Source organism: Streptomyces sp. NRRL B-24572 (genome assembly GCF_002156145.1).
Lineage (GTDB): Bacteria > Actinomycetota > Actinomycetes > Streptomycetales > Streptomycetaceae > Streptomyces > Streptomyces vietnamensis.
Genome location: NZ_MWIG01000637.1, coordinates 1 through 7,603 on the forward strand (window position 1 = coordinate 1; position 7,603 = coordinate 7,603).

The following is a 7,603-nucleotide window of genomic DNA, read 5'->3' on the forward strand; positions in this document are numbered from 1 at the left end:
CGGCGTCCGGGTCCACGTCCGCGCATCCCTCTGACCACGGCCACCGCGCATCCCCCGGCCACGGCCGCCCCGCACCCCTCTGACCACGGCCACCGCACCTTCCTCCGCATCGACCACAGAAAGCCGACCCCATGGGAACGATCCCCGCAGCCGGCGCACCGGCAGGCGAAGCGCCCGCCGTCGACTGGCGCCGCGTCAGCAGCCTCGTCATCGGCCAGGCCGCCGTCCAGGCGGGCAGCTTCGCCCTCCTGATCGCCATGAGCTGGACGGCCGTCCAGCTCGGCGGCCGCGAAGCCGTCACGTACGTCACCCTCTCCGCCACCCTGCCGCGCGCCCTGCTCCTCCTCTTCGGAGGAGCGCTCGCCGACGCGCTCGGCCCCCGTGCCGTCCTGCTCCGCGCGACGAGCGTCCGCGTCCTCGTCCTCGCCGCCGGAGTGGCGGTGACCGCCACCACCGAGTCCCTGTGGCCGCTGATCGCCGTCGCCCTCGTCGACGGCGTCCTGCTCGGCCTCACCGGCCCCGCCTCCGGTGTCCTGCTGCCCCGCCTCGCCCCCCAGGAGCAGCTCGGCCGCGCCAACTCCCTCTTCTCCATGGTGCTGCGCCTCGCCCCCATCGCGGGCTCGCCCCTCGGCGCCTGGCTGGTGGTCGTCGGCGGCCTGCCCGTGGCCATGACGGCAGCGGCCGTCGGCTGCACCGTCTGGCTGGCCTGCGCCGCCCACGTCACCCACGGCATGACCAGGCCCGAGCGCGCCCCGCAGGGGCCCTCCCTGCTGCGCCGCTCCGGCGACGGCTTCCGTCTCCTCGCCGCGCACCCGCGCCTGCGGTGGATGTTCGTCGCCTGCTTCTGCATGGACCTGGCGTTCCTGTGGCCGGCCGAGGTCGCCCTGCCCCTGCGGGCCGCCGACGAGGGCTGGGGAGTCGGCGCCGTCGCCATGGTCCTGTCCGTCTTCGGCGCCGGCGCGCTGGCCTCCGCCGCCCTGGGCGCGGCCCTCGCCCACCGCATCCCGGCGCACACCAAGCTCGTGGTGACCGGAGTCGGCCTCGCGGCCGGCATGGCCGCCATGGCCCTCGTCCCCTCGGCCGTCGTCCTGGCCGCCACGGCCGGCGTCGTCGGCCTGCTCTCCGGCCTCAACGGGCCCGCCCTGGTCACCGCCTACCAACAGGCCGTTCCCGAGGGGCGGATGGGCGCCGCGATGTCCACCTTCGCGCTCTCCGGCATCGGCGCGGCGCCGCTGTCCCTGGCGGTGTTCAGCCCCGTCTCGCTCTCCCTCGGGGTGACCGGTACCTGGCTGCTGTGCGCGGGCCTCGCCCTGCTCTCCCCGGTCGCCGCGGCCGTCGCCCTGCGCGGTGGGGCGGCCACCGCCACGCCGCGCGCCGACGCCCGTACCCGTACCGCACCGGAGCCCACCGCCACGTCCGTGTGAGGCAGACATGATCCCGCTGGTTGCCCCGCCGCCGGAGGCTCCTCCGGCCGGCCCGCTGATCCCCGCGTCACTCCCGCCCCTGACCGCCGCCCTGCCGCGCCTGCCCGGGCTGCGCCCGGTCCGCCCGCAGCTGTGGCTGGTGGCCACCGAAGCCCACCAGGACACCGTCACCCGGTACGCGCCCCTCGTCCTGGCCACCGAGGAACTGGCCCGCGCCGAGGAGTTCCGCCGCTCCGGCGACCGCGCCACCTACCTGTGCGCGCACGTCGGGCTGCGCCGCCTGCTCGGCGCCCACCTGGGCGTCGCACCCCGCACGGTGTCGGTGGCCCGGGCGCCGTGCCCGTGCTGCGGGGAGCCGCACGGACGTCCCGTACTGCCCGACGGGCGGCTGCACTTCTCGCTCTCCCACTGCGAGGGACTGAGCCTGATCGCCGTGGCGTCCACCCCCGTCGGCGTGGACATCGAGCGGGTGCCGGCGCCGCACACGGTCGCGGAGGCGTCGGAGGTCCTCCACCCGGCCGAGTCGGCGGAGCTCGCCGCCCTCGCCCCGGCCCTCCGCCCCGCCGCGTTCGCCAGGGTGTGGACGAGGAAGGAGGCCTATCTGAAGGGGATCGGCACGGGTCTGGGCGCCGATCCGTCCGCCGAGTACGTGGGCGCAGGCCCGCTCCCCTCGGCACCGCCCGGATGGCTCCTCGCCGACGTCGCCGTCCCCGCCGGCCACCACGCCGCCGTGGCGCTCCGCCGGTGAGGAGCGTGCCGCCTCCTGTGCGGGTCTCGTCCTCGGCCGTGGCGGGGAGGTTCTCCGACGAGGCGACGCCGGCCCCGGGAAGTACCCGGGGCCGGCGTCGCGGCCCCGGGGCGCGGCGCCGACCGGGCGGAGGTCACGGGCCCGACGTGGCGGCAGCGTGTTCCATCGCCGACACGGGCGAGTGATCATTCACCGTGATCGCCGCCACGGGGCCGGAACGGCCGCGCGGCGCACCTAGACTCCCCGCACATGTCGCTCTGGCTCCTCAACCACTTCAGCACCTTCACCCTGGCCGTCGTCACCGTCGGCGGGACCGTCCTCCTCGCCGTCGCCGGCAGTGTGCTGCTCCGCCGCAGGTACCCGTCGCTGGCCCGGGGGGAGCACAACGACATGGTCGGGGTGACGCTGGGGATGTTCGGCGCGATCTACGGGATCATCCTCGCGTTCGTCATCGTCACCCTCTGGACCCAACTGGACAGCACGCAGACCATCGTCGCCAGCGAGGCCACCGACGCCGCGCTCATCGCCCGCGACGCCGCCGCCTTCCCGCCGGCCGTCCGCGCCGACCTCGACACGGCGCTCAGCGGCTACGTCCACGCGGTCGTCGAGGACCAGTGGCCCCGCATGCGCGCCGGACAGCCGGGCTACGGGGCCACCGAGGGGCACCTCCGGTCCGCCTTCGACGTCCTCCAGGCGTACGACCCGAAGTCCCCGCGCGAAGAGGTCTTCTACGAGGAGGCCGTCACCCACCTCAACGACGTGGCCGCCCAGCGTCGGGCCCGCCTGAACATGGCCGAGCAGGAACTCCCGCCGCTGCTCCAGGTCCTGGCCTTCGGCGGCGCGATCGTCCTCGTCCCGCTCACCTTCCTCTACGGCATGCGCAGGCTCCGGATCCAGCTCCTCTTCGTCGCCTCGGTCGCCTCCCTCATCGGCTTCAGCCTGCTGCTGGTCTTCGTCCTCGACCGCCCCTTCGCCGGCGAACTGAGCGTGAGCCCGGCTCCGTACCGGGAGGGGGCCCTCGCCCAGTACTGGAAGCAATGAGAGGTCAGGAGTGGTCGATGACCACCTTGCCGAAGGAGGTTCCGGCGGCGTAGTGGCGGTAGGCGTCGACGGCCCGGTCGAAGGGGAAGACGCGGTCGACGACGGGCCGCAGTCCGTGCTTCTCGACGAAGGCGTTCATCGCGGTGAACTGGGCGCGGCTGCCGACCGCCACGCTGCGGATCGTGGCGCCGGAGGCGAAGAGGGCGTGCGGGTCGAGCGGCGGGGCGGTCCTGCCGGTGAAGCCGACGCACACGACGGTGCCGCCCAGGGTGATGGCGCGGACGGACTCGTGGAGGAGGCCGGCGACGTCGACGACACGGTCGGCGCCCCGGCCGTCGGTGAGGGCGCGGACCTCGCCGGCCCAGTCGGGGGTGGCCGCGTAGTCGACGACGGCGTCGGCGCCGAGCTCGCGCAGGCGCGCCGCCTTGGCGGGGCTGCTGGTCGTGGCGATGACGCGCGCGCCGAGCGCCTTCGCGAACTGGAGCGCGAAGAGGGAGACGCCGCCGGAGCCCTGCACGACCACGGTGTCGCCGGGGCGGACCCCGGTTCCGTCGCCGGTCAGCGCGTTCCACGCCGTCACCGCCACACAGGGGAGGGTGGCGGCCTCCGCGTACGTGAGGTGCGCGGGTACGGTCACGAGCGAGTCCGCGTCGGCCACGGCGTACTCGGTGAGCATGCCGTCCAGCGAGCCGCCGAGCTGCGCGACGTGCTCGACGGTGAACGGGCCGTCCTGCCAGGACGGGAAGAGCGTGGCGGCGACGCGGTCCCCGACGCGTACCGAGTCGACGCCCGGGCCGACCGCGACCACTTCGCCGGCCCCGTCGGAGACGGGGACGACGTCCGGCTTCACCGGGAGGACGTAGGTCCCGTCGAGCACGCTGAGCTCGCGGAAGCTCAGGGACGTCGCGCGCACGGCCACCAGGGCCTGGCCGGGGCCGGGCGTGGGGACGTCGTGCTCGCGGACGGTGAGGCCGGACAGTCCGGCCCCGCTGTGGGACAGGTGGTAGCTCCGCATCGGTCGTGCCCTTCGTGAGAGGTGGGTGGGGCGGGTCGTTTCGCCGGGCATCACGCGTCGGCGGACTGGGCGGACTGGGCGGACTGGGCGGACTGGGCGGACTCGGCGGCCAGCGGGACCTCTCCCGCGGTCTTGCTGAAACCGAGCGCCTCGACGATCCGGCCGTCCGTCACCCGCATGACGTTGACGCCCTGCACCCACTGGTCGGAGCCGTCCCCGAAGCGGTAGGTCCACATGATCGTCGCGCGGTCGCCCGCCACGATCACCTCCTGCGGGGTGAACCGCGCGGTGAGGTCGTCGACGAGGGCCGACCACCACTCCGTACACGCCTCGCGTCCGAAGACCCGCTCCCCGCGCGGCGCGGGCTGGACGCTCTCCATGACGCAGTCCTCGGCGATCAGGTCGGACAGGAGGCCGGCCTCGCGGTCGGTGAACGCGCGGTTGAAACGGTCGATGACTTCGGCGGTGGTGCGTACGGACATTGACGCCTCCTCAGGAGAGATAGACCGTTCGGTCTACGAGGTAGATAGATAGACCGGTTGATCTACCGTGTCAAGTGCTGCAGAATCGCGTCATGAGTACTTCCGTGAAGCCGGGCCCCCGTGAGCGACTCCTGCTCGCCGCCCAGGAGTTGACCTACAGTCAGGGTGTCGGCGTCGGCGTGGACGCCCTGCTCAAGGGGGCCGGCGTCGCCCGCCGTTCGCTGTACGAGCACTTCGGCGGCAAGGACGGCCTCATCGCCGAGGTGCTGCGCCGCAGCACCGCCGAGGACGTGGAGCGATACCGCTCCACCATGGACGCGGCGGGGGAGGACCCCCGGGCCCGGCTCCTCGCCGTCGTGGACCGGCTCGGCCTCATCGCCGCCGACCCGGACTTCCGCGGGTGCCGGTACCTCGCCGCCGACCTCGCGCTCACGGACCCGGAGCACCCCGGCCGCGAGGTCACCAGGGCGTACCGGCACACCCTCCACGGCCTGTTCGAGGACGAGTTCCTCGCCCTCGGGCACGCGCGGCCCGGCTTCGCCGCCGACCAGATGCTGATCCTCGTCGACGGCCTCCTCGCCGTCGGCGCGACCCGCCCCGGCGTCGAGCCCGCCGCGGCGGCCCGGGACCTCGCCGAGCACATCATCGACGCCGGCCTCGCGTAGGGCCTGTCCGGCGGATCGGGGTCGGACGGACCCCGGGGCGGTGCTATGCCTCGTGCACCCTGGTCAGGAGGTCCATCAGCTGCCGGGCCTCCGCCGCGTCGAGCGGTGCGAGGAGTGCGGAGTTGGCCCGCTCGGCCAGCTCCGCGCACCGCTCCAGTGCGCGTACGCCCGCCGGCGTCACCGTCACCGCGTTCTTGCGGCGGTCCCGCGGATCGGGTTCCCGTAGCGCGAGACCGGCCTCCTCCAGCTGGTTGAGCAGGAGGACCACGTCCTTCGCGTCGAAGCCCAGCCGGCGCACCAGATCGGCCTGGGCGACCGGGCCGTACTCGGACACCGCCGCGAGCACGGCGTGCTGCGGGAGCTTCAGCCCTTCCTCCGCGATCGCCTCGGCGACCAGGCCCCGGCCGCGCGCCGCCACGCGGCCGACCAGCCAGCTCGGCAGGGACTGGATGTGCGTCAGGGCGTGCGGGCCTTCGGTGGGGGGCATGGATGCAGGCTATCCCGAATCCATTGGACCTCCCAACGGTTTGCCTCTACGGTGTTATTCATTGGGAATCCCAATGATTCTCCGATTCCGTGTCCGTGCCACATCCGGAGGTGTCCATGCGTCGTGTCCGCTACGAGGTCAACGGCGGCCCCGAGGTCCTCTTCGTCGAGGAGGTCCCCGAGCCGCAGCCCGGTCCGGGCGAGCTGCTGGTCCGCAGCGAAGCGGTCGGCGTCACCCTGCCCTCCGTACGGAAGGTGCGCGAGGGCGTCGAGCCGATGCCGCTCGGCGGCGAGGTGGCGGGCACCGTCGCCGCCGTCGGCGCGGACGTCACCGGCTTCTCCGTGGGCGACCGCGTCACCGGCCTCTGCTTCTCCCACGCGTACGCCGAACTGGCCCTCGTCCACCAGGCGATGGCCTCCCGCATCCCCGACCGGGCGACCGCCGTCGACGCCGTGGCCCTGGTCCGCAGCGGCCTGGTGGCGCGCGGTGCCTACGAGGCCGGCCGCCCCCGCCCCGGCGACGCCGTCATGGTCACCGCGGCGGCCGGCGCGGTCGGCACCCTCGCCCTCCAGTACGCCAGGGCGGGCGGGGCCTCCCGCGTCGTCGCGGCCGTCAGCAGCGCGGACAAGGCGGAGTTCGTACGCGCCCTCGGCGCCGACGAGGTCGTGCTCTACGGGGACGAGTCCTGGGGCGAACCGGTCGACATCGTCATCGACGGGGTCGGCGGAGAACTCCTCGGACCCGCGGTGCGCGCCCTCGCCCCCGGCGGCCGCCTGGTCGCCTTCAGCTCGGGCGGCGGCACCGTCGAAGCGTACGAACTGCTGGTCCGGGGCGCCTCCGTCATCGGCTTCCAGATGGCGGCCATCGCCCGGGGCGAGCCCGAGGTGTACGCGCGCTGGCTCGACGAACTGTGGGAACTCCACCGCGACCGCACGCTCCGCCCCCGCGTCTGCGCCCTGGTCCCGCTCGCCGAAGCGGCGCGCGCCCACGAGATCGTCGAGTCCCGCGGCAACCTCGGCAAGGTCGTGCTGATCCCCTGAGCGCGGGCGGGTGCGCCGCCCGCGCACGACGAGCGGGCCGGCCCCGCCGGCTGCTGCACGCGGATCAGTGGTCGTAGCGGCCCGTGTCGATCTCCCAGCGGTGGTAGCCGGCGATCCAGGCGGCGAGGCCGTCGACGTACCGGCGGGCCGCCTCCCGGGCGGCCGGGGCGAGATCGAGGAGGTCGCAGATCTCGGGGACCTCGGACGACAGCTCCACGAAGCGGTCCACCATCGTCTGGGCCTCGCGCATCACCTGGGCGGCCGCCTCCTCGGGGGACCCGCCGCGTTCCTCGCGGACGATCATCACCAGGTTGGCCACGTCGCCGCGGGCGAGCTCCTGGGCGTACGAGTGCACGTCGTTGGTGAACGAGGGTATGTCGGCGGCCAGTTGGCGCATCCGACGGAAGGCCGGATGGTGCAGCACCTCCTGCGGCAGCTCGAACCGGTTGAGCCGCTCGACCATGTCGAAGAGGGTCTCCATGGCGGCCGTGCCCCGGCGGAGCGCCAGATAGCCCTCCCGGTCCGGGAGTCGGCCGGAGAGCCGGCCTGCGGCCTCGGCGGGGTGGCACGCGAAGTACCACTCCCAGTTGTAGGCGGACCGGGCCCGCCATCGGGCCGACATGCCGCGCGCGCTGCGCTCCCAGAGGTCGGCGAAGGCCTGCTCGACGGGGGTGCGGTCGCCGGGCGCGGGGCCGCCCCCG

9 protein-coding genes are annotated in these 7,603 nt (G+C 74.3%); 5 read left to right on the forward strand and 4 right to left on the reverse strand.

Features of this window, described 5'->3' with window-relative positions:
* Nucleotides 1-131: 131 nt before the first annotated feature.
* The 3 genes from CCN56_RS32250 (at nucleotide 132) to CCN56_RS32260 (ending at nucleotide 3,213) form a co-directional block, all read left to right on the forward strand.
* Nucleotides 132-1,424, forward strand: coding sequence for an MFS transporter (locus CCN56_RS32250; protein ID WP_086831428.1), 1,293 nt, complete (start codon nucleotides 132-134; stop codon nucleotides 1,422-1,424).
* 7 nt (nucleotides 1,425-1,431) lie between these two features.
* Nucleotides 1,432-2,172 (forward strand): 4'-phosphopantetheinyl transferase superfamily protein, encoded by a 741-nt coding sequence (locus CCN56_RS32255; RefSeq protein WP_086831429.1) that lies wholly within the window; start codon nucleotides 1,432-1,434, stop codon nucleotides 2,170-2,172.
* A 249-nt stretch (nucleotides 2,173-2,421) separates the two neighbouring features.
* Nucleotides 2,422-3,213, forward strand: a complete 792-nt coding sequence (locus CCN56_RS32260; protein WP_086831430.1) for a DUF4239 domain-containing protein — start codon at nucleotides 2,422-2,424, stop codon at nucleotides 3,211-3,213.
* Nucleotides 3,214-3,217: 4 nt separating this feature from the next.
* Here CCN56_RS32260 and CCN56_RS32265 read toward each other — a convergent pair whose 3' ends face one another.
* The gene (locus CCN56_RS32265; protein ID WP_086831431.1) at nucleotides 3,218-4,228 is read right to left on the reverse strand and encodes an NAD(P)-dependent alcohol dehydrogenase; all 1,011 of its coding nucleotides are present in this window, start codon (nucleotides 4,226-4,228) and stop codon (nucleotides 3,218-3,220) included.
* A 50-nt stretch (nucleotides 4,229-4,278) separates the two neighbouring features.
* Nucleotides 4,279-4,710: a nuclear transport factor 2 family protein gene (locus tag CCN56_RS32270; RefSeq protein WP_086831432.1), complete on the reverse strand. Its 432-nt coding sequence runs from the start codon at nucleotides 4,708-4,710 to the stop codon at nucleotides 4,279-4,281.
* 92 nt (nucleotides 4,711-4,802) lie between these two features.
* Here CCN56_RS32270 and CCN56_RS32275 point away from each other — a divergent pair, with 92 nt between their 5' ends.
* On the forward strand, nucleotides 4,803-5,375 hold the full coding sequence (locus tag CCN56_RS32275; protein WP_086831435.1) for a TetR/AcrR family transcriptional regulator: 573 nt from the start codon (nucleotides 4,803-4,805) through the stop codon (nucleotides 5,373-5,375).
* 43 nt (nucleotides 5,376-5,418) lie between these two features.
* Here the strand turns inward: CCN56_RS32275 and CCN56_RS32280 are convergent, their stop codons facing one another.
* Entirely contained in the window at nucleotides 5,419-5,862 is a 444-nt protein-coding gene (locus CCN56_RS32280) for a MarR family winged helix-turn-helix transcriptional regulator (protein ID WP_086831433.1), read from the reverse strand.
* 116 nt (nucleotides 5,863-5,978) lie between these two features.
* On the opposite strand from CCN56_RS32280, the gene CCN56_RS32285 reads away from it, so the two are divergent.
* On the forward strand, nucleotides 5,979-6,902 hold the full coding sequence (locus CCN56_RS32285; protein WP_086831434.1) for a zinc-binding dehydrogenase: 924 nt from the start codon (nucleotides 5,979-5,981) through the stop codon (nucleotides 6,900-6,902).
* 64 nt (nucleotides 6,903-6,966) lie between these two features.
* On the opposite strand, the gene CCN56_RS43570 is transcribed toward CCN56_RS32285, so the two are convergent.
* On the reverse strand, nucleotides 6,967-7,603 hold a 637-nt coding region (locus tag CCN56_RS43570; RefSeq protein WP_218779474.1), incomplete at its 5' end, for a terpene synthase family protein.